The sequence below is a fragment of the Citreimonas salinaria genome (assembly GCF_900107235.1).
In the GTDB taxonomy this organism is placed as follows: domain Bacteria; phylum Pseudomonadota; class Alphaproteobacteria; order Rhodobacterales; family Rhodobacteraceae; genus Citreimonas; species Citreimonas salinaria.
This window is the reverse complement of sequence record NZ_FNPF01000001.1, coordinates 404,083-420,891: the sequence shown is the minus strand read 5'-3', so window position 1 is coordinate 420,891 and position 16,809 is coordinate 404,083. Positions and strand designations below refer to the sequence as shown.

The following is a 16,809-nucleotide window of genomic DNA, read 5'->3' as shown; positions in this document are numbered from 1 at the left end:
GAATTCGAACCGCGTTTCCTTGTCGCCCCGCCTGCGGCCCGCGCACCTGCGACTGGCGCGCCCGCAATGCGGAATCGGCCGTTACGGTCGGACCGCAAAGGCTTGGGCCGTATAGAAGGGGCGCCGCTACGGATCAAGTCCAATCGTCGGTCAGCGACGGCGTATGCTTGGGAGTTTCAAGAGGTGCTGCGCGGTCCGAGGTCAGTCCTGTCCGCTACGCGCCTGCCACAGGTCAGGGCGCCGTTCGCGGGTCAGGCGCTCGGACTGCTCGCGCCGCCACCGGTCGACCGCACCGTGGTCGCCCGACGTGAGCACGGCGGGGATGCTCGCCCCGCGCCACGCGGCCGGGCGCGTGAATTGCGGATGCTCCAGAAGGCCGTCGGAAAAGCTCTCCTCGACCGTGGATTGCGCGTTGCCCAGCACGCCCGGCAGCAGGCGCACGCAGGCATCCAGCACCGCCTGCGCGGCGATCTCGCCGCCGGTCAGGATATAGTCGCCAATCGACAGTTCTTCGATGGCGTAGTGGTCGATCACCCGCTGGTCGAGTCCCTCGAACCGGCCGCAGATCAGCGTGACCCCCGGCCCGGCGGCAAGTGCGCGCGCGCGCACCTGATCGAATCGCGCCCCGCGCGGTGACAGGTAGATCAGCGGCGCGGCATCGGGCATGGACGCGCGCGCGGTATCGATGGCCCGGCCCATGACGTCCGGGCGCAGCACCATCCCCGCCCCGCCACCGGCCGGCGTATCGTCGACGTTGCGATGGCGCCCTTCGCCGAAGCTCCGCAGGTCGACCGGGTGCAACTGCCACAGCCCGTCCTTCAGCGCGGTGCCGGTCAGCGACTCGCCCAGCATGCCTGGGAAGGCGTCGGGCAACAGCGTGATGACCTGCGCCTGCCACGCCCGGACAAGCCTGTCATCCCCGCCCATCAGGTCGCGCGGCTTGAGCGATGGCTCGATGGACTTGCGCCCGTGCGACCGGGTTGGAACATTCGACATGGGGCACCTCCGGGATGGCCCGCTGGTAGTGCCGCGGCGGCCCCGACACAAGATCCCGCGCGAGGAGCGCCGGCCGGAAGATTCCGGTGTCAGGCGACGCGGTGCGATCCGACCTCGAAGGTAGCGCCGCCACGCATGCGCTCGCGCAGATCCAGAACCGCCGCAGGATCGCGGAACATGGTCGCGAGGCAGGCCGCGCGCGGCGGATCGGCAAGGATCGCGTCCCGCAACAGCGCAAGCGCGAACACGTCGCGGTCCGAAAGCTCGCGCACGTCTGCGATGCCGCCGCGATGCATGGCGCGCAAGGCAATTTCGGATGCCCGGAGATGTGGCGACAATGGCTCGGCAGGCGGTCGTGCCGCGCCCTGCACAAGCGCGAAATCGCGCAATAGACCGGGCCGCAGGCGGTCGGCCGTATATGCGGGCTCCAATCCCTCCGTTGTCCACAGAAGGTCCCCGGGGCGCACCTTGGCGGCGAACTTGCCCGGCGGAAACTGCCAAGCGACCAGCGCGAGGGCGGCCGCGGCGACGAAGGTCGCAGCGCCGTAGCCCGGCACCGTCAGCGCCAAGCCCAGCGCTGAAATCACACAGGCCCAGCTGATTGCGGCCAGGCGCTGGTCGGAAAAGCGCTGCATTCCGGTTCTTCCCTGCCACTGTGCAGGAATCGATACCGGATGAACGGGGCAGCATTTTGGTGGCCCCGTGCAATCGGACCCGATTGCCGGCGCCTCCCTGGCGACGAAGCGCTCAAACGGCCGGTTTCGTTTCCACTCGCGGAACGAAACGGAGGGCGGTCAGGCTTGACGATGCCTTCGCCGCCCGGTTCAGGCGTTCGACCGGGAATTCAGTCCAACAGACCTTCGGGCGGATCCGCGACGATTCGGCCGGCGGCGATGTCGACGGTAGGCACCGCGGCGCGCGTGAAAGGCAGAAGAACCGTCTTCCCCCCTTCCGGAAGATGAAGCTCCAGCAGGTCCCCAGCGCCGTGGTCATGCACCGCATGCACGACACCCAGATGCGCGCCACCGGTGTCGTAGACCGCCAGCCCGATCAGGTCGGCATGGTAGAATTCATCCTCGGGCAGCGCGGGCAGGCGGTCGCGCGGGGCGAACAGTCGCGTGCCGCGCAGGGCGTCCGCCTGCTCCTTGGTCTCGATCCCCTCCAGGCGTGCAGCGAAGCCCGCCTTGATCTCGCCCCCCAGTTCGAGTTGGAACGTGCGCCTGCCGTCTTCGGTGGTCAGCGGCCCGTAATCCGCGATTGCGCGCGGGTCGGCGGTGAAGCTTTTCAGCCGCACCTCGCCGGTCACGCCGAAGGCGCCCGCGATGGCCCCGACACACATCAGATCGGTCATGGCGATCCCTGAAAGAGTGAAGGATCGGCGTCCCCGCCACGCCCGCACCGGAAGCACGAAGGCGCGGTCGAGACGGGAACACCTGCGATCCCGGCCGGCGGGTGGGCCGCCGGCCGGGTCGCACCGCGCACGGCTCAGGCCTCGGCGGTGTCGGCTTCGGCCGCCTTGGCGGCCTTTTCCTCGGAGCGCTGCTGGGCCTTCTTGCCCGGCTTCGCCTTGTTGGGGTTGTTGCGCTCGGTCTTCTCGCGGATGCCGGCGGCTTCGAGGAAGCGGTCGATCCGGTCGGTGGTCTGCGCGCCCTGGCCCAGCCAGTACTGGATGCGCTCGACGTCCATCTTCACGCGGTCCTCGCTGTCCTTGGGCAGCAGCGGGTTGTAGATGCCCAGCTTCTCGATGAAGCGGCCGTCGCGCGGCATGCGGCTGTCGGCGGCGACGATGCGGTAGAAGGGGCGCTTCTTGGAACCGCCGCGGGCGAGTCTGATCTTGATGGCCATTGGTCTGTCTCCTTTGATGGCGTGGTGGCGGGCCGGGGCCGCGCCTATTGCTGGTGCAGCTTGTGGTGCTGGATGACTTCCTGAATGATGAAGTTCAGGAATTTCTTGGCGAATTCCGGGTCCAGGTCGGCCCGTTCCGCCAGATCCTGAAGCCGCGCGATCTGCTTTTCCTCGCGTGCGGGATCGGATGGGGGCAGGTCGTGCTGCGCCTTGAGGACGCCCACGGCTTGGGTATGCTTGAACCGCTCGGCCAGCGCGAAGACAAGGATCGCGTCCAGCCGGTCGATGCTGTCGCGATGCTCTTTCAGCAGCGCCTGGGCGCGGGAAGCGTCTTCGATCATGCGGTCCTCGTGATGAATCGGTCGCGGACGAGCGACGCACGGAAAAGAGTTGCGCACGACAGGTCGCGGGCCTTCCAGATATGCACGCGTACCTTCATGCTGCCGCCTCCCCCGCGGGGTGGCGCCAGACTTGCACCGGGAAATCCAGCAGCGTGCCGTCCCGTTCGTGCCGCGCGCCCAATCGGATCGCCACCGCGCGCGATCGGTCGTTCGCCGGCGCGATGTACGAGATCAGTGGGCCGAGTCCGTGTGCCTCGGATGCCCAGCGCCGTGCGGCGATCGCCGCCTCGGTGGCATAGCCTTGGCCCTCGCAGCCCTCGAACACCTGCCAGCCCAGTTCGGGCTCGTCCCAACCGAGGTGGTTTATGATGCCGACCCGGCCCACGCGTCTGTCCCCGTGCAGCACGACGAACATGCCGTAGCCCTTGAGCGCCCAGTGCCCCGCGGCTCCGAGAAAGCTGCGCCAGCGGTCGAACTCGCCCTCCATCGGCCCGCCGACGAAGCAGGACCGGGGCGAGGCCATGAAAGCCGAGACCGCCGGAAAATCGCTTTCGATCGGCGTGCGCAAGGTCAGGCGCTCCGTGGTCAGATGGATGTCGGGCAGCATCAGGCGCAGGTCTCCGGCCCGGGATGGCGCCACAATTCGTCCTCGCCCATCTGCTCGTTGTGGTAGGTGCGTTCATGGACAGCGCCAAGGCGGGCAGCGAGAGCTTTGGACCGATCGTTCGACGGCACGATGTTAGAGGTCAGCGTGTTCAAGCCTAGGTCGTCATATGCCCACTGGCGCGCACGGCTGGCCGCTTCGAAGGCCAGCCCCCGGCCCTCGTGGCCGCGGAACAGAAGCCAGCCCAATTCGGGCTCGGGCCAGCTTTCAGGGAACCAGACGCCGGTCATACCGATCGACGCGCCGCTCGCATTGTCCTCGATCACGAAGTAGCCGAAGCCATGGATGTGCCAGTGGCCGACATTCATCGTGAACCACCGCCAAGCATCGCCGCGCAGCGGGATGTGGCCGAACCCTGCCGCGTGCTCGGCATCCATCAGAAAGGCGATCACCGGCTCGATGTCGCCGCGCTCGGGCCCGCGCAGGATCAGCCTGTCGGTTTCGAGCCGCGGGGCATGCGTCAGGCGCGCCGACGCATGGTGCCCGTGGCCATAGGCGACAGGGGCTGCCGGAATATGAGTCCCGTCCGCCGTCATTTCTTCTTGCCGAACCCGCTCAGCCCGGGCGGCAGCGCGCCGCCACCCATGCCGGGCATGCCGCCGGGGCCGCCCATCTGGCGGGCCGCCTGCTCCAGCGCCTTGGGGTCCATGTTCGCCATCTCGGGCGGCATGCCGCCCTTGCCGAACATGCCGCGCATAGCCTGCTTGAGCGCGCCGCCCTTCCCCATCTTGCCCATCTTCTTCATCATGTCCGCCATCTGGCGCTGCATCTTCAGCAGCTTGTTCAGATCGCTGACCTCCATCCCCGAGCCCTTGGCGATGCGCTTCTTGCGCGAGGCCTGGAGGATCTGCGGGTTGGCGCGCTCGGCCTTGGTCATCGACTGGATCAGCGCGATCTGCTGCTTCAGCACCCGGTCGTCCATGCCCGCATCGTCCAGCTGCTTGGCCATCTTGGCCGCACCCGGCATCATTTGCAGCATGGCGCCCATGCCGCCCATCTTCATCATCTGCTCGAGCTGGCCCTTCAGGTCGTTCATGTTGAACTGACCCTTCTGGAACCGCTTCATCATGCGCTCGGCCTGCTCGGCCTCGAGCGTCTGCTGCGCGCGCTCGACCAGGGCCACGATGTCGCCCATGCCGAGAATGCGGCCGGCGACGCGCTCGGGCTCGAAGGTCTCCAGCGCGTCCATCTTCTCGCCCAAACCGACGAACTTGATCGGCTTGCCGGTGATCGCGCGCATCGACAGCGCCGCACCGCCGCGGCCGTCGCCGTCCATGCGGGTCAGCACGACGCCGGAAATGCCGATGCGCTGGTCGAAGTTCTCGGCCGTGTGGACGGCGTCCTGGCCGGTCAGGCCGTCGACCACCAGCAGCGTCTCGCGCGGGTTCGACACGTCGCGGACCGCCTCGACCTGGGCCATCAGCTCTTCGTCGATCGACAGCCGGCCGGCGGTGTCGAGCATGTAGACATCGTAGCCACCAAGGCTTGCCTGCGTCTTCGCGCGCTTGGCGATAGTGACCGGGTCCTCGCCCTTCACTATGGGCAGGGTGTCGACGCCGATCTGCGTGCCGAGGATCTGCAGCTGCTCCATCGCCGCCGGGCGATTGACGTCGAGCGAGGCCATCAGGACCTTCTTGCCGTCACGATCCTTCAGACGCTTGGCCAGCTTGGCGGTGGTCGTGGTCTTGCCGCCGCCCTGCAGGCCGACCATGAGGATCGGCGCGGGCGCGCTGTCGATGCGCAGCGAACCGGGCTCGCCCTCGCCGCGCAGGACATCGATCAGCTCGTCGTGGACGATCTTGACGACCTGCTGGCCCGGCGTCACCGATTTCGTCACCGCCGCACCGGTCGCCTTCTTCTCGACCGATTTGACGAAGTTGCGCGCCACCGGAAGCGAGACGTCCGCTTCAAGCAGGGCGACGCGCACCTCGCGCAGGGCCGAGCGCACGTCGTCCTCGGACAGCGCTCCCTGCTTGGTCAGCCGGTCGAATACGCCGCCGAGACGTTCGGAGAGAGATTCGAACATGAGGGCAGGCCCCCTTTCCTGTCGTCCTGTGTCACGCCCGAAGGTAGGCGCGGCGGCTGAGCTTCACAAACCCCGGGCCGGGAAAACGCCGGCCCCCCGGTCGCGGGCGATGGCCCGAACGACGGATGCCCCCGTGGGCGCAACGCGCTGACGGAGGGCGATCCCGAGCATAGCCCAAGGGACCGGAAGGCGCCTGCCATTCCGGATATGCGGGCCGGATACGCCGGGCCGGCGACCAGAGTCAAGACCGCGCCGCGCAAGAGGTGCATCTCGCACTTGCATTCACGAACGCAATCGCCAGTATCGCCGACGAGATGTGAGTCAGCGCACAGGTCGATAATGGACAACTGGGACGAGATCCGCACCGCCTTCCAAGTCGCCCGAAGGGGGACCGTAAGCGGCGCCGCCGAGGCGCTGGGGGTGCATCACGCCACGGTGATCCGCCATATCGATGCGCTCGAGCGCCGGCTGGGGGTGAAGCTGTTCCAGCGCCACGCTCGCGGCTATACCGCCACCGAGGCCGGGCAGGACCTGCTGCGCGTCGCCCAGACCACCGACGACCAGTTCCAGCAGCTCGAGGGCCGCATCCGCGGCCGCGGCAGCGACGTGTCCGGAGAGTTGATGGTCACGTCGCTGGTGGAACTGGCGCCCCTTTTGGTAGGCGCGCTGACCAGCTTTCAGGAAGCCTATCCCGACGTGATCGTGCGCCTGCTGACCGGAGAGCGCCTGTTTCGCCTGGAATATGGCGAGGCGCATGTCGCGCTACGCGCCGGACGTCAGCCGGACGAGCCCGACAATGTCGTCCAGCCGTTCATCCACCAGGACATCGCCCTGTATGCAAGCCAGGCTTATGTCGACCGCTACGGCCTGCCCGGCGACATTGAGGCGCTGAAAACGCACCGTTTCGTGGCGCACGACGATCCCGACGGGCGCGCGCCTTTCCAGCAATGGCTGCGCCACACGATTCCCTACGACCGCGTGACGTTCCGCAGTTCGGACAGCCGGGTGATGAACCAGGCGGTGCTGGCCGGCGCCGGCATCGGCTTCTTCGCGATGCGCGAGGCTGCGGCGCATCCCGAGCTGGTGCAGATCATGCCCCCGCGCGAGGAATGGACGTCACCCCTGTGGCTGGTGACGCATGTCGACCTGCACCGCACCGCCAAGGTGCAGGCGTTCCTGACGCACCTGAAGGACTACGCCAACGAAGGGCCGTGCCGTTGACCGAGGCGGCGCGCGGCCACCTGGCGATGCTCGCGTTCTCGGCTCTGGTGGCGGGCTCGTTCAGCCTCGGCGGCATGGCGGCCCCGTTCATCGACCCCGCGGCGCTGAACGCGGTGCGCTTCACGCTGGCGGCCGCCGCCATGTGGGCGATCGCCATGACCACCACCGGCGTGCCGCGGTCGATGTTCGCCTCGCCGTGGCGCTACCTGATCGTGGCGGCGCTGTTCGCGGCGTATTTCGTGACGATGTTCGAGGGCCTCAAGACCGCTAGGCCGGTCAGCATGTCGGCCGTCTTCACGCTCAACCCCGCGCTGTCGGCGGTGTTCGGCTACCTGCTTCTGGCGCAGGTCACCACGCTGTGGATGGCCGCGGCCATCGTCATCGGCGGCGCGGGCGCCCTGTGGGTCATCTTCGACGGCAGCCCGCAGGCGCTGGTCGCCTTCGACATCGGGCGGGGCGAGGCGATCTTCTTCTGGGGGGTGGTCGGCCATGCCCTCTATGCGCCGCTGCTACGCCGGCTCAGCCGAGGCGAGCCCGCCGCGGCGCAGACGGCCGTCATCCTGACCTTCGGTGCGGTGCTGCTGGCGCTGTGGTCCGGCCCGCGCCTGCTCGCCACCGAATGGGCGGACCTGCCGGCGATCGTGTGGTGGACCATCGGCTATACCGCGATCGCGGCGACCGCCGTGTCCTTCTCGCTGGTGCGCTACGCCACCTTTCGCCTGCCTTCGACCAAGGTAATGGCCTATACGTATCTCACGCCGAGCTGGGTCATCCTGTGGGAGATCGCGGTCGGACAGGGCACGCCCCCGGAAATGGTGCTGCCGGGCGTGGCGCTAACTGCGTTCGCCCTTCTGATGCTGCTGCGCGAGGAAACCGCCTGAAGCTGCGCCCAGAGGTCAGCCTTCCTCGGGTGTCAGGCCCTCGTTCCGCAGGAACCGCTCGAAGGCGTCCAGGTTCACCGGCTCGAACTGGCCGAAACCCTGCATCCAGATGCTGGCCTCGCGCAGGGCGTCGGGCTCGAGCGCGCACCACTTGACCCGGCCGCGCTTCTCCTGGCTGATCAGGCCGGCGCCGGCCAAGATGGCGAGATGCTTCGATATCGCTGCCAGCGACATCTCGAACGGCTCGGCCACGTCGGTCACCGCCATGTCGTCCTCGAGCAGCATCGACAGGATGCGGCGGCGGGTCGGGTCGGCAAGCGCCGCGAACACGATGTCGAGCGAGGGATCCATGGGTCGCATAAGGCGCCGCGCCGCGCGCCGGTCAAGCCCCGCACGGCATGTTCAACCTGATAGTTGAATATGCGAAGACCGCCGGCGCGGAAGGATGACGCGTGCGCGCGGTCCGTCGCGCGCGCAAGACTTTCAGAAATTATTGCGCAAACTCAATATCTTTTGCGTTCGCCAGCTGCCGCCGCATCGCTGTTGACTCGGCCCGCCCCTGCGCTTAGCAACACCGCGACACTTCGGGCGGGGCTTTCGCGTGACCGAGACCGATCCCAGGCGCAGGCTGGAAGAGCTTGAAAAGAAGCTCGCAGCGCGTCGCGCGGCTACGGCGGGCGAAAAGCACCACCACGAGGAGCATTATTCCCAGGCACAGATCGCCTGGCGGATGGTGACGGAAATGGTGGCCGGTCTCGGGATCGGCTTCGGCATCGGCTTCGGACTCGACCGGTTTCTGGATACCGGCCCGTGGTTCATGCTGGTGTTCACGCTGCTGGGCATCGCCGCGGGGATCAACGTGATGATCCGCACGGCGCGCGAGGTGCAGGTGAAGCAGGACGCCCGCGAGGCCGGCCGGTTGGCCGATGCTGCGGGCATGACGGACAAGAGCGACGCCGCGCGCGTCACGCACGAGGGAAAACAGGATGGCGACTGAAGAGGTTACCGGCGAAAGCGGCGGTCTGGTTTTCCACCCGATGGACCAGTTCATCGTCGAGCCGCTGTTCGGCACCGGCTCGGTGGGCATGTTCACCATCACGAACGTCACGCTGTGGATGGCACTGGCCGTGCTGTGCATCCTGGCTCTGATGGTTCTGGGCACGTCGAAGCGCGCCGTCATCCCGAGCCGCAGCCAGTCGGTCGCCGAACTGGCCTACGGCTTCATCTACAAGATGGTCGAGGACGTGACAGGCAAGGAGGGGATCAAGTACTTCCCCTATATCTTCACGCTGTTCCTCTACATCGTCTTCGCGAACTTCCTCGGCCTGATCCCGACGGCCTTCACCACCACCTCGCATTTCGCTGTCACCGTGGTGCTGGCGCTGGCGGTGTTCCTGGCCGTGACGATCCTGGGCTTCGTGCTGAATGGGACAAAGTTCCTGTACCTCTTCTGGCCGACCTCGGCGCCGCTGGCGATCCGCCCGGTGCTGATGATCATCGAGCTCATCTCGTACTTCGTGCGTCCGGTCAGCCACTCCATCCGTCTTGCCGGCAACCTGATGGCCGGTCACGCGGTGATCAAGGTCTTCGCGGGCTTCGCGGCGCTGGTCGCGGTGTCGCCGCTGGCGGTGCTCGGCATCGTCGCGATGTACGGTCTCGAGATCCTGGTGGCCTTCATCCAGGCCTATGTCTTCACGATCCTGACCTGCGTCTACCTCAAGGACGCGCTTCATCCGCATCACTGACGGCCCCGGACTCGGTCCGATCCGCAATTCGACAGAACCTCAAACTTCCAGACGTAAGGAGATACCCCAATGGAAGGTCAACTCGCACATATCGGCGCCGGTCTCGCAGGTCTCGGTACGGGTCTCGCCGCACTCGGCGTGGGCAACGTCGCCGCCAACTTCCTGTCCGGCGCGCTGCGCAACCCGTCGGCCGCCGCATCGCAGACCGCGACGCTGTTCATCGGCATCGCCTTCGCTGAAGCCCTGGGCATCTTCTCCTTCCTGGTCGCCCTGCTGCTGATGTTCGCCGTCTAAGCCACGGCTGTCATCCTTACGCGCGGGCGGCCGTGATCCCACGGCCGCCCGATGGTACGAACAGGTCCGACGGAGGACGCCATGGCGACCGAGACCCAAGGGTTGGTCAGCAGCTGTGTGGGCATGGATGGCAGCGCCATCGGCATGCCGCAGCTTTGCGCTGACTGGTTCCCGAACCAAATCTTCTGGCTTGTCGTCACGCTGGTCGTGATCTACCTGATCCTCAGCCGCGTCGCGCTGCCTCGCATCGCCGCGGTGCTGGCGGAACGGCAGGGCGCGATCTCGAACGACATCGCCGCGGCCGAAGACCTCAAGAAGAAGGCCGCCGACGCCGAGAAGGCCTATGAGAAGGCGCTGGCGGATGCCCGCGCCGAAGCCCAGGCCATCGCGCAGCGCACCCGCGACGAGATCAAGGCCGAAACGGCCAAGGCGATGGAAGCGGCAGACGCCCAGATCGCCGAAAAGACCGCCGAGTCGGAAAAGACCATCTCGGACATCCGCGCCTCGGCGCTGGAGAATGTCGAAGCGGTCGCCAAGGACACCGCCGCCGCACTTGTCGCCGCCCTCGGCCAGCAGGCCGACCAGGGCAAGATCGACGCCGCCGTCGACCAGCGGATGAAAGGATAAGCCATGCGCCACCTGATCCTTCCCGCTGCGATGCTGACCGCCGGCCCGGCCTTCGCGGCCACCGGCGAATACGGCTTCTTCACGCTGCGGAACACCGATTTCGTCGTGCTGATCGGCTTCATCGTCTTCCTGGCGATCCTGCTGTACTTCAAGGTTCCGGGGATGCTTGCCGGCATGCTCGACAAGCGCGCCGAGGGCATCCGGTCGGAACTGGACGAGGCCCGCGGCCTGCGCGAAGAGGCACAGGCCCTGCTGGCCAGCTTCGAGCGCAAGCAGAAGGAAACGCAGGCCCAGGCCGACCGCATCGTCGCCCATGCCCGCGAAGAGGCCGAGCGTGCCGCCGAGGCTGCGAAGGAAGACATGCGCGACTCGGTCGACCGCCGCATGGCCGCCGCCGAAAGCCAGATCGCGTCGGCCGAGGCGAAGGCCGTGCGCGAGGTACGCGACCGCGCGATCACCGTGGCCATCGCCGCCGCACGCGACGTGGTTTCGCAGCAGATGACGCAGGACGAATCGGCACGTCTCATCGACCGGTCGATCGACGAAGTGGGCGACAAGCTTCACTGACCGCATTCCTTGCGAATGACCCGAGGCCCGGCCTTTGCGCCGGGCCTTTTCTGTGCCAAGGACCGGCTTACCGCATCGGCGGAACCCCGCGCACCAACCTCAGGAGAGCGACGCGCCATGGCGCATATCATCGTGGTCGGCAACGAAAAGGGCGGTGCAGGCAAGTCCACCGTCTCGATGCACATCGCGACCGCGCTCGCGCGGCTGGGCTTCAAGGTCGGCGTGCTGGACCTGGACCTGCGGCAGAAAAGCCTCGTGCGCTACCTGCAGAACCGGGCAAGGTTCCTCTCTTCCGAGAACCGCGACCTGCCCAGCCCGACCTGGATCGACTTGCCCGAGGTAAACCCCGACGATGTCCCCGAGGGCGAAAACCCAAACGATTACCGCATCGCCAACGGCGTCTCGGCGCTTGAAAGCGACAACGATTTCGTCCTGATAGACTGCCCCGGCTCGCACACACGGCTGGCGCAGGCGGCTCACGCAATGGCCGACACGCTGGTCACACCGCTGAACGACAGCTTCGTCGATTTCGACCTCCTTGCACGCATCGACCACGACAGCGAGAAGATCCTCGGCCCATCGGTCTATGCCGAGATGGTCTGGACGGCGCGGCAGCTGCGCGCCAAGGCAGGGCTGAAACCGGCCGACTGGGTCGTGCTGCGCAACCGGGTCGGCGCCCAACAGATGATCAACAAGGCGAAGATGGAACAGGCGCTGGCCAAGCTGGCAAAGCGCATCGGCTTCCGCGTGGCACCGGGCTTCTCCGAGCGGGTGGTCTTCCGCGAGCTGTTTCCGCGCGGCCTTACCCTGCTGGACCTGCGCGACGTAGGCGTTCGGTCGTTGTCGATCTCGAACGTCGCGGCGCGGCAGGAACTGCGCGACCTGCTCAAGGCGCTGGACCTGCCTGGCGTCAAGGTGAAGTTCTAGATCCGGGGCAACCTCCGTTAAGCGTTCGCTAACCACGATCCGGCGATGCTTGCCGGAATGCGCATGCTCTGGCCTCTCATGCTATTTGCCACCCTTTCGGCCTGCGATGCGGCCGGGCCGGGCTTTCGCGGCGGCGAGGCCGTGACGCGCGAGGTGGAAGGCTCGCGCTTTACCCTTCGCTTTCGTGGCCCCTTAGCTGAAGCCGTCCGGACGTCGCCGGAATGGCTGCCCGCGTTCGACGCCACGGCCCGCCGCGCCGCGCTGGCCGCGCAGGCGGAACGCCCCGGCTGCCGGGTGGCCTGGGTTCAGGGCGATCCCGCGATGATGCTCGTGGGCCTCGCCTGCGGCGAGCGACCGGCGCCCGCCATTCCCGCGCGGTCCCGCGTGCTGCTGTGCGAGTTGATCGACTGGCGCACCATCGGCGACTGGACCGCCGGCGCGCTGGACTGCGCCCGATTCTAGAGCCGCTTTTCGAAGAACAGGCTGTAGGGGCCCTCATCGTAGTCGCCGAACGGCCCCCGGGGAACAAAGCCGGCGCGGCGGTAAAGCCGATGCGCCGCGTCTAGGCCGGTGCCGGTTTCCAGCAACAGCAGGGGCAGGCCCCGCGCCCGCGCCTCGACCTCGATCCGGTCCAAGATGGCCCGCGCCACTCCCTTCCCGCGCGCATCGGCGGCGGTGAACATCGATTTCACCTCGCCGTAAGCGGCCTTGGCCGCCAGCGCCCCGGTGCCGAGCAAGACGCTGCCCTCGCGCGCGGTGAAGAACGTGATCCCCGGTGCGGCCAGCGCGTCGAGCGACAAGAAATGGTTCGCCTCGGCCGGAAACAGCGATTGCATCAGCGCGTGGCTTTGCTGCAGAAGCGCCGCAGCCTGCGGGTCGTGCGGGTTGTCAGGCTGAACGATCATCGGCTGCCCTCCGGTCGGCGGAAGCCTGCGCGCTTGCCGCAGAAAACGCAATATCTTGTGGAGAATGCGCGCCGCTCGGCCAGATGAGCCCGTTTCCCGTTGACAGGTCGCCGCGCCAGACGGCACCCTCGGCGCAACCCGAGGGAGAGAACGCGTTGCGCTTCAGCAAGCTGCGCCTGACCGGATTCAAGAGCTTCGTCGACCCGACAGACCTTCTGATCGGCGACGGGCTGACAGGCGTGGTCGGCCCCAACGGCTGTGGCAAGTCCAACCTGCTCGAGGCGCTGCGCTGGGTGATGGGCGAGAACCGCCCCACCGCGATGCGCGGCGGCGGGATGGAGGACGTTATCTTCGCCGGCGCGTCCACCCGACCAGCGCGAAACTTCGCCGAGGTCTCGCTGCATATCGACAACGCGGACCGGCTGGCGCCCACAGGCTTCAACGACAGCGACCACCTCGAGATCGTGCGCCGGATCACCCGGGACGTGGGCAGCGCCTACAAGGTCAACGGCCGCGACAGCCGCGCGCGCGACGTGACGATGCTGTTCGCCGATGCCTCGACCGGGGCGCATTCGCCCGCGCTGGTCCGGCAGGGGCAGATCAGCGAGCTGATCAACGCCAAGCCGAAGAACCGCCGCCGGGTGCTCGAGGACGCGGCCGGGATCGCGGGCCTCTACCAGCGCCGGCACGAGGCCGAGCTGAAGCTGAAGAACACCGACGCGAACCTGACGCGCGTCGACGACGTGCTGGAGCAGCTGACCGCGCAGCTGGCGACGCTCGACAAGCAGGCCAGGCAGGCCGCCCGCTACCGCGCCATCGGCGAGGAACTGCGCCGCGCCGAGGGGCTGCTGCTGTATCGCCGCTGGCACGAGGCCGACGCCGCGCGGCTGGCCGCCGAAGAGGTGCTGCGCGCCCGCATCAACGAGGCCGCCCGCGCCGAGAAGGCCGCGCGCGCCGCCGAAGCCGCCCGCGCGACGGCCGAAGAGGCCCTGCCCCCGCTGCGCGAGGAAGAGGCTGTCGCCAGCGCGATCCTGCAGCGCCTTTCGGTGCAGCGTGATACGCTGGACGCCGACGAAACCCGCGCGCAGGACCGGATCGCCACGCTGCGCGCGCGGATCGACCAACTTGCCCGCGATCTCGACCGCGAGGCCGGGCTGAATCGCGACGCGGGCGAGACGATCGAGCGGCTGGAATGGGAGGCGCGCGAGCTGGCTCGCGCCGCCGAGGGCCATGACGACGCGCTGGCCGAGGCCTCCGAAGCCGCGTCCGAGGCCGCCTCGGTCCTGGCCGAGCGCGAGGCCGACCAAGCCGCCCGGACCGAGGACGTCGCCCGCCTGTCCGCGCGGCACCAGTCGGCTCAGCGCCTGTACGCCGATTGCCGCAAGACCCTTGACCGGGCCGAGGGTGACGCCATCCGCGCCCGCGAGGCAATGGAGGTCGCAAGGAAGACACTGGCTGACAGCCGCGTCGCCGCCGAAGAGGCCGACGACCGCGCAGCCGAGGCGCAGGACATGGCCGAGGAGGCCGAGGCCGCGCTGGCCGAAGCCGAAACCGCGCGTGCCGAAACCCAGGCGCAGGAGGCCGAGGCCAGGGCCGAGCGCTCGGCCGCCGAGGGCGAGACGACAGCGCTTTCGGCCGAGGTCTCGGCGCTTGCGCGCCTGCTGGAGCGGGATTCGTCGGGCGGCGGGCAGATACTGGACCGCTTGCGCGTCGAGTCCGGCTTCGAGAAGGCCTTGGGCGCCGCGCTGGCGGACGAGTTGCGCGCCCCCGAAGTGGACGCGGACGGCACGTCGGGCTGGAGCGCGCTTCCGCCCTACGAAGACCCTCAGCCCTTGCCCGAAGGCGCGACGCCGCTTGCCAATCGCGTGCGGGCTCCGGCCGTGCTGGCGCGGCGGATGGCCCAGATCGGTCTGGTCGGCGGCGGCGAAGGTGCCGCGCTGCAGCGCGCGCTGCGCCCCGGCCAGCGGCTGGTCAGCCTGCGCGGCGATCTCTGGCGCTGGGACGGCTATCGCGCCGCGGCCGAGGATCAGCCCTCGGCCGCCGCGTTGCGGCTGGAACAGATCAACCGGCTGGACACGCTGAAGGGGGAACTGGCCGAGGCCGAAGGGCGCCTGAACACGGCCCGCACCGCGCACGAAGCCTTGGCCACCGCGCTTGCCCGTCAGACCGAAGCCGACCGCGCCGCGCGTGAGGCCCGTCGTGCCGCCGACACCGCGCTGACCGACGCCGCCCGCGCGCAATCGCGCGCCAGCGCCGACCGCGACATGGCGGAGGGCAAGCTCGAGAGCCTGGCGATGGCCCTGCAGCGGCACGAGGACGAGGCCACCGCCGCCCGCGCGCAACTGGCCGAGGCCGAGCGCGCACTGGCGGATCTGGGCGATCTGGACGCGGCGCGGGCACTGGTCGAGGATCTGCGCATCACGGTCGAGGCCGCCCGAATGACGATGATGACTCGTCGTTCGGCCCATGACGAGTTGCGTCGCGAGGGACAGGCGCGCACCGCCCGCTCGCAGACGGTTGCCAAGGAACTGTCCGGCTGGCGCCATCGCCTCACGACGGCCGAGACGCGCGCTGCGGAACTGGTTGAGCGGCGTGATGCCGCGCAGGCCGAACTGGCCGAAGCGGCAGAGGCCCCCGGCGAGATCGTGGCGCGGCGCGACGAACTGGCCGACGCGATGGACAGTGCCGAGGACCGGCGCGCCGCCGCGGCCGACGCGCTTGCCGCCGCCGAGACGGCCCTTCGCGCGGCCGTCGTCGCCGAGCGGGATGCCGAACGGCTGGCCGGCGAGGCGCGCGAGGCCCGCGCCGCCGCGCAGGCCCGCACCGAGGCCGCGCGCGAGACCGTTCAGGCCGCCGCCGACCGCATCGAGGACGAGTTGGAGACCAGCCCGGCGCAGCTGCTGAGCCGGCTGGACATCGATCCCGAGGCGATTCCGGATTCCGACACGCTCGAAGGCGAGGTCAGCCGCCTGAAGCGGGCGCGCGACGCCTTGGGCGCAGTCAACCTGCGTGCCGAGGAGGACGCGGTCGATATCCGGACCGAGCGCGACACGCTGGCCGAGGAAAAGCGCGATCTGGAAGAGGCCGTCGCCACGCTGCGCAGCGGGATCGCCAGCCTCAACCGCGAGGGACGTGAACGCCTGCTGACCGCCTTCGAGCAGGTGAACGCCAACTTCTCGATGCTGTTCACGCACCTCTTCGGCGGGGGCGAGGCGAACCTGGTGATGGTCGAGAGCGACGACCCGCTCGAGGCCGGGCTCGAGATCATGTGCCAGCCGCCGGGCAAGAAGCTGTCGGTCCTGTCGCTGCTGTCGGGCGGCGAGCAGACGCTGACGGCGCTCGCCCTGATCTTCGGGGTCTTCCTGGCGAATCCCGCGCCGATCTGCGTGCTGGACGAGGTCGACGCGCCGCTGGACGACGCCAACGTCACGCGGCTGTGCGACATGCTCGACGAGATGTGCCGCCGGACCGACACGCGCTTCCTGATCATCACGCACCACGCAGTGACAATGGCGCGGATGGACCGGCTGTTCGGCGTCACGATGCAGGAACAGGGGGTCAGCCAGCTCGTCTCGGTCGACCTGAAGCGGGCCGAGGACATGGTGGCCTGAGCGGCGGCGCGCAGGGTGTCCCACGATGGGACATCGGGGCGCCTCAATAAAATCAATGGCTTGCAAAGACGGATTCAGGGTTTCTTAACGGTTGGGCCGTTTCGGCACCTGTCGTGAGCCGTGCCGATGGCGGTCTTCCGGGATTCTGTCCCCGCCGCC

20 protein-coding genes are annotated in these 16,809 nt (G+C 68.3%); 10 read left to right on the top strand and 10 right to left on the bottom strand.

What is annotated here, in order from left to right; translation table 11 throughout:
• Positions 1-201: 201 nt before the first annotated feature.
• From trmD to ffh, 8 genes are all read right to left on the bottom strand, one after another.
• Positions 202-996, bottom strand: coding sequence for a tRNA (guanosine(37)-N1)-methyltransferase TrmD (gene trmD / locus BLW27_RS01990; protein WP_089878395.1), 795 nt, complete (start codon positions 994-996; stop codon positions 202-204).
• Between the two features lie 89 nt (positions 997-1,085).
• Positions 1,086-1,631, bottom strand: a complete 546-nt coding sequence (locus tag BLW27_RS01985; RefSeq protein WP_089878391.1) for a hypothetical protein — start codon at positions 1,629-1,631, stop codon at positions 1,086-1,088.
• 209 nt (positions 1,632-1,840) lie between these two features.
• Positions 1,841-2,347 carry a ribosome maturation factor RimM gene (gene rimM, locus BLW27_RS01980; RefSeq protein WP_089878388.1) on the bottom strand — a complete coding sequence of 169 codons (507 nt, stop codon included), beginning with the start codon at positions 2,345-2,347 and terminating at the stop codon, positions 1,841-1,843.
• Between the two features lie 134 nt (positions 2,348-2,481).
• Positions 2,482-2,841, bottom strand: coding sequence for a 30S ribosomal protein S16 (gene rpsP, locus BLW27_RS01975; RefSeq protein ID WP_089878384.1), 360 nt, complete (start codon positions 2,839-2,841; stop codon positions 2,482-2,484).
• A gap of 44 nt (positions 2,842-2,885) precedes the next feature.
• A complete protein-coding gene (locus tag BLW27_RS01970) occupies positions 2,886-3,182 on the bottom strand; it encodes a chorismate mutase (RefSeq protein WP_089878380.1) in 297 nt (98 codons plus the stop codon).
• Positions 3,183-3,276: 94 nt separating this feature from the next.
• Entirely contained in the window at positions 3,277-3,789 is a 513-nt protein-coding gene (locus BLW27_RS01965) for a GNAT family N-acetyltransferase (RefSeq protein ID WP_089878738.1), read from the bottom strand.
• Entirely contained in the window at positions 3,789-4,382 is a 594-nt protein-coding gene (locus tag BLW27_RS01960) for a GNAT family N-acetyltransferase (protein ID WP_089878377.1), read from the bottom strand. Before BLW27_RS01960 ends, BLW27_RS01965 begins: the two co-directional genes overlap by 1 nt.
• Positions 4,379-5,872 (bottom strand): signal recognition particle protein, encoded by a 1,494-nt coding sequence (ffh, locus tag BLW27_RS01955; RefSeq protein ID WP_089878374.1) that lies wholly within the window; start codon positions 5,870-5,872, stop codon positions 4,379-4,381. The genes BLW27_RS01960 and ffh overlap by 4 nt, the downstream gene beginning before the upstream one ends.
• A 339-nt stretch (positions 5,873-6,211) precedes the next feature.
• Between ffh and BLW27_RS01950 the strand changes: the two genes are divergently transcribed.
• Together BLW27_RS01950 and BLW27_RS01945 are read left to right on the top strand one after the other, a co-directional pair.
• A complete protein-coding gene (locus BLW27_RS01950; RefSeq protein ID WP_089878371.1) occupies positions 6,212-7,093 on the top strand; it encodes a LysR family transcriptional regulator in 882 nt (293 codons plus the stop codon).
• On the top strand, positions 7,084-7,974 hold the full coding sequence (locus tag BLW27_RS01945) for a DMT family transporter (RefSeq protein ID WP_342708032.1): 891 nt from the start codon (positions 7,084-7,086) through the stop codon (positions 7,972-7,974). The genes BLW27_RS01950 and BLW27_RS01945 overlap by 10 nt, the downstream gene beginning before the upstream one ends.
• A 15-nt stretch (positions 7,975-7,989) precedes the next feature.
• On the opposite strand, the gene BLW27_RS01940 is transcribed toward BLW27_RS01945, so the two are convergent.
• Entirely contained in the window at positions 7,990-8,325 is a 336-nt protein-coding gene (locus tag BLW27_RS01940; protein ID WP_177177795.1) for an ArsR/SmtB family transcription factor, read from the bottom strand.
• Positions 8,326-8,575: 250 nt separating this feature from the next.
• Between BLW27_RS01940 and BLW27_RS01935 the strand changes: the two genes are divergently transcribed.
• The 7 genes from BLW27_RS01935 to BLW27_RS01905 all read left to right on the top strand — a co-directional run bounded on the left by BLW27_RS01935 (position 8,576) and on the right by BLW27_RS01905 (position 12,596).
• Positions 8,576-8,971, top strand: a complete 396-nt coding sequence (locus BLW27_RS01935) for an AtpZ/AtpI family protein (RefSeq protein WP_089878365.1) — start codon at positions 8,576-8,578, stop codon at positions 8,969-8,971.
• Entirely contained in the window at positions 8,961-9,719 is a 759-nt protein-coding gene (locus tag BLW27_RS01930; protein ID WP_089878361.1) for a F0F1 ATP synthase subunit A, read from the top strand. The genes BLW27_RS01935 and BLW27_RS01930 overlap by 11 nt, the downstream gene beginning before the upstream one ends.
• A 69-nt stretch (positions 9,720-9,788) precedes the next feature.
• Positions 9,789-10,013: a F0F1 ATP synthase subunit C gene (locus BLW27_RS01925; RefSeq protein ID WP_009505655.1), complete on the top strand. Its 225-nt coding sequence runs from the start codon at positions 9,789-9,791 to the stop codon at positions 10,011-10,013.
• An 81-nt stretch (positions 10,014-10,094) separates the two neighbouring features.
• The gene (locus BLW27_RS01920) at positions 10,095-10,640 is read left to right on the top strand and encodes a F0F1 ATP synthase subunit B' (protein WP_089878357.1); all 546 of its coding nucleotides are present in this window, start codon (positions 10,095-10,097) and stop codon (positions 10,638-10,640) included.
• A gap of 3 nt (positions 10,641-10,643) precedes the next feature.
• On the top strand, positions 10,644-11,207 hold the full coding sequence (locus BLW27_RS01915; RefSeq protein ID WP_089878353.1) for a F0F1 ATP synthase subunit B: 564 nt from the start codon (positions 10,644-10,646) through the stop codon (positions 11,205-11,207).
• A 117-nt stretch (positions 11,208-11,324) separates the two neighbouring features.
• Positions 11,325-12,134, top strand: coding sequence for a division plane positioning ATPase MipZ (locus BLW27_RS01910; RefSeq protein WP_089878349.1), 810 nt, complete (start codon positions 11,325-11,327; stop codon positions 12,132-12,134).
• A 63-nt stretch (positions 12,135-12,197) separates the two neighbouring features.
• Positions 12,198-12,596: a hypothetical protein gene (locus BLW27_RS01905; protein ID WP_245710741.1), complete on the top strand. Its 399-nt coding sequence runs from the start codon at positions 12,198-12,200 to the stop codon at positions 12,594-12,596.
• Here BLW27_RS01905 and BLW27_RS01900 read toward each other — a convergent pair.
• Positions 12,593-13,039, bottom strand: a complete 447-nt coding sequence (locus tag BLW27_RS01900) for a GNAT family N-acetyltransferase (protein ID WP_089878347.1) — start codon at positions 13,037-13,039, stop codon at positions 12,593-12,595. The two genes, BLW27_RS01905 and BLW27_RS01900, sit on opposite strands and share 4 nt — an antisense overlap.
• Before the next feature lie 155 nt (positions 13,040-13,194).
• Here BLW27_RS01900 and smc point away from each other — a divergent pair, with 155 nt between their 5' ends.
• Positions 13,195-16,650: a chromosome segregation protein SMC gene (gene smc, locus BLW27_RS01895; protein ID WP_089878344.1), complete on the top strand. Its 3,456-nt coding sequence runs from the start codon at positions 13,195-13,197 to the stop codon at positions 16,648-16,650.
• Positions 16,651-16,809: the final 159 nt, after the last annotated feature.

Coding starts and splice junctions, on each gene's coding strand:
- rimM (WP_089878388.1), bottom strand. CDS start 2,347: ATGACCGATCTGATGTGTGTCGGGGCCATCGCGGGCGCCTTCGGCGTG.
- BLW27_RS01920 (WP_089878357.1), top strand. CDS start 10,095: ATGGCGACCGAGACCCAAGGGTTGGTCAGCAGCTGTGTGGGCATGGAT.
- BLW27_RS01940 (WP_177177795.1), bottom strand. CDS start 8,325: ATGGATCCCTCGCTCGACATCGTGTTCGCGGCGCTTGCCGACCCGACC.
- BLW27_RS01925 (WP_009505655.1), top strand. CDS start 9,789: ATGGAAGGTCAACTCGCACATATCGGCGCCGGTCTCGCAGGTCTCGGT.
- trmD (WP_089878395.1), bottom strand. CDS start 996: ATGTCGAATGTTCCAACCCGGTCGCACGGGCGCAAGTCCATCGAGCCA.
- BLW27_RS01950 (WP_089878371.1), top strand. CDS start 6,212: ATGGACAACTGGGACGAGATCCGCACCGCCTTCCAAGTCGCCCGAAGG.
- BLW27_RS01985 (WP_089878391.1), bottom strand. CDS start 1,631: ATGCAGCGCTTTTCCGACCAGCGCCTGGCCGCAATCAGCTGGGCCTGT.
- BLW27_RS01970 (WP_089878380.1), bottom strand. CDS start 3,182: ATGATCGAAGACGCTTCCCGCGCCCAGGCGCTGCTGAAAGAGCATCGC.
- BLW27_RS01905 (WP_245710741.1), top strand. CDS start 12,198: ATGCTCTGGCCTCTCATGCTATTTGCCACCCTTTCGGCCTGCGATGCG.
- BLW27_RS01960 (WP_089878377.1), bottom strand. CDS start 4,382: ATGACGGCGGACGGGACTCATATTCCGGCAGCCCCTGTCGCCTATGGC.
- BLW27_RS01910 (WP_089878349.1), top strand. CDS start 11,325: ATGGCGCATATCATCGTGGTCGGCAACGAAAAGGGCGGTGCAGGCAAG.
- BLW27_RS01930 (WP_089878361.1), top strand. CDS start 8,961: ATGGCGACTGAAGAGGTTACCGGCGAAAGCGGCGGTCTGGTTTTCCAC.
- BLW27_RS01900 (WP_089878347.1), bottom strand. CDS start 13,039: ATGATCGTTCAGCCTGACAACCCGCACGACCCGCAGGCTGCGGCGCTT.
- ffh (WP_089878374.1), bottom strand. CDS start 5,872: ATGTTCGAATCTCTCTCCGAACGTCTCGGCGGCGTATTCGACCGGCTG.
- rpsP (WP_089878384.1), bottom strand. CDS start 2,841: ATGGCCATCAAGATCAGACTCGCCCGCGGCGGTTCCAAGAAGCGCCCC.
- BLW27_RS01915 (WP_089878353.1), top strand. CDS start 10,644: ATGCGCCACCTGATCCTTCCCGCTGCGATGCTGACCGCCGGCCCGGCC.
- BLW27_RS01965 (WP_089878738.1), bottom strand. CDS start 3,789: ATGCTGCCCGACATCCATCTGACCACGGAGCGCCTGACCTTGCGCACG.